The following is a 1,886-nucleotide window of genomic DNA, read 5'->3' as shown; positions in this document are numbered from 1 at the left end:
CAATTCTGGGCTTTCAGGCCTGCTTCGTTGATCAGACCTCCCCACCGCTTGCGTTCCTGTGCAAGCAATTCGGCCAATTCCGCGGGGCTGGAGCCCTTGGCCGCGGCACCTAGTTCGGCTATTTTCGATTCGACTTCCTTGTCGGCCAAGGCCTCGTTCAGCGCTGCGTTCATCTGCGCGATCACGTCGGCAGGCGTCTTGGCGGGCGCCATCAGCATGTACCAGGTGTGCACCTCAAGGTCGATCCCCGACTCCTTGAAAGTCGGCACCGAAGAGAGCACGGGCAGCCGCGCTGAAGACGTCGTGGCAATGCCTTTCAGCTGGCCCGTTTTGATCTGCTGCGCTACGGCAATCGGACTGACGATGACGACGTCCAGGTGGCCGGCCATCGTGTCGGTCACGGCGGGCGCCCCTCCCTTGTAGGGAACAGCCTGCAGGCTTCCTCCTATCTTTCGATTCAGAAGTTCGCCGGCGAGGTGGCCCGTCGATCCCACACCGGAGGTGCCAAAAGAGACCGTGCCCTTCTTCGCGGCATCGATGAATTGCTGCACCCCGTCAGCCGGGAAGTCCTTGCGCGCGGCGAAGACGAGCGCCTCGCCGGCGATCAGGCTCACCGGAGCCAGATCCTTTTCCGGGCTGTATTGCAGCTTGGGATATAAAAACTCGGCATTGACCTGATCGCCGGAAACGCCCAGCAGGAAGGTGTACCCATCCCCCGCAGATCGCGCGACGTAAGAGGATCCGATCGTCCCGCCGGCTCCCGGCCGATTTTCGACGACGACCGTAGTATGGAGCCGCCTGCCGAGATCCTGGCTCAGAATACGCGCCAAGGTGTCCGTGCTGCCGCCCGCCGCCCAAGGCACGATCAATGTGACGGGGCGCTCTGGCCAGGCGCCAGCCGCGGCCGTGGCCACGGTCATCGAAGAACAGGACAGCCCCAATGCCAGGGCCGCGAATACTTTCCGGAACATGTTTTCCCCTTGATATACGTTTCTGCCTGCGCAACGCATGGCGTGGGTCAGAATCTAGCTGATAGGGTGAGCCGCGCCTACATCGTCGTCACGACTTTCCGCTGTCCGAAATTTCGATGGCCGCCGAGCCGCGCTTGCCGAGATTGGCCGAGATCCCGCGCGAAACGTCCCGCAGGGGTTCGAGGTATCGCCGAATGGCGTCTTGCACCTGCAAGGCGGACGAGATCCACGTCATGCCGATTGCGGCGGCAACCCTGCCGTCGTCGTAGACCGGCACCGCGAGCGTCGAGGAGATCGGGCGAATGCCTGGCGCCCTGAGGGAATAACCCAGCGCGGCGACCTGATCGAGCTCAGCGGCGAACGTTGCTCCATCCTTGGCGGGCGCATCCTCCGGATCGGTGGAGCCCTCTAGAATTTTCAGGATCGTCGCGCGATCTTGCGGACTGCAGGCCGCGAGATAGACGCGGCCCAGAGCGCGGCTCGCCAGGCTCAAGCGCATGTTTATCGTGGACTGATGCAGCGACAAAGGGGAGTGGGGGATGGTGCTGTAACGCACCACCATTGCGTCATGATCGAATACCGCCAGAGCGACGGGCCATCGATGTTCCTCGGTGAACGCATCCAGGGGACCCGCCCCGGCGTCGACCAGGCGGGGCGTTCCGTGATAGCCGGAACAAAGGGAGGTGACCTCCGAAGCCAGCATGTACGCGCCATATTGCGGAGCGTGGCGGACGATGTTGCGCGACGCCAGCGTCTGCATCAGGCGCACGATGGTCGGCTTTGGCATTCCGGTTGCCTGGTAGAGCCAATGGATGGAGCAGACCGGCTGGCGGTTCATCGCCTGTAGCAGCTCGATGACCCGAATGGCGGCATTGACTGGCTGAACGGATGCCATGGCTGGTCCCTCCCCCTGGT

Annotated in this window: 2 protein-coding genes; both read right to left on the bottom strand. The window is 63.0% G+C overall.

All coding sequences use genetic code 11. The features are described 5' to 3' along the window. Positions 1 to 971: Bug family tripartite tricarboxylate transporter substrate binding protein (locus VMR39_RS20310; protein ID WP_157672733.1), on the bottom strand; the 971-nt coding region annotated here is incomplete at its 3' end. Between the two features lie 88 nt (positions 972 to 1,059). Then, the coding region (locus VMR39_RS20305; protein ID WP_325418453.1) for a DNA-binding transcriptional regulator at positions 1,060 to 1,886 on the bottom strand (827 nt) is incomplete at its 5' end.

Origin of the sequence: Sphingobium sp., assembly GCF_035511395.1 — a bacterium.
Lineage (GTDB): Bacteria > Pseudomonadota > Alphaproteobacteria > Sphingomonadales > Sphingomonadaceae > Sphingobium.
Note: the sequence above shows the minus strand (reverse complement) of the source record. Positions and strands in the feature narration are given on the sequence as shown.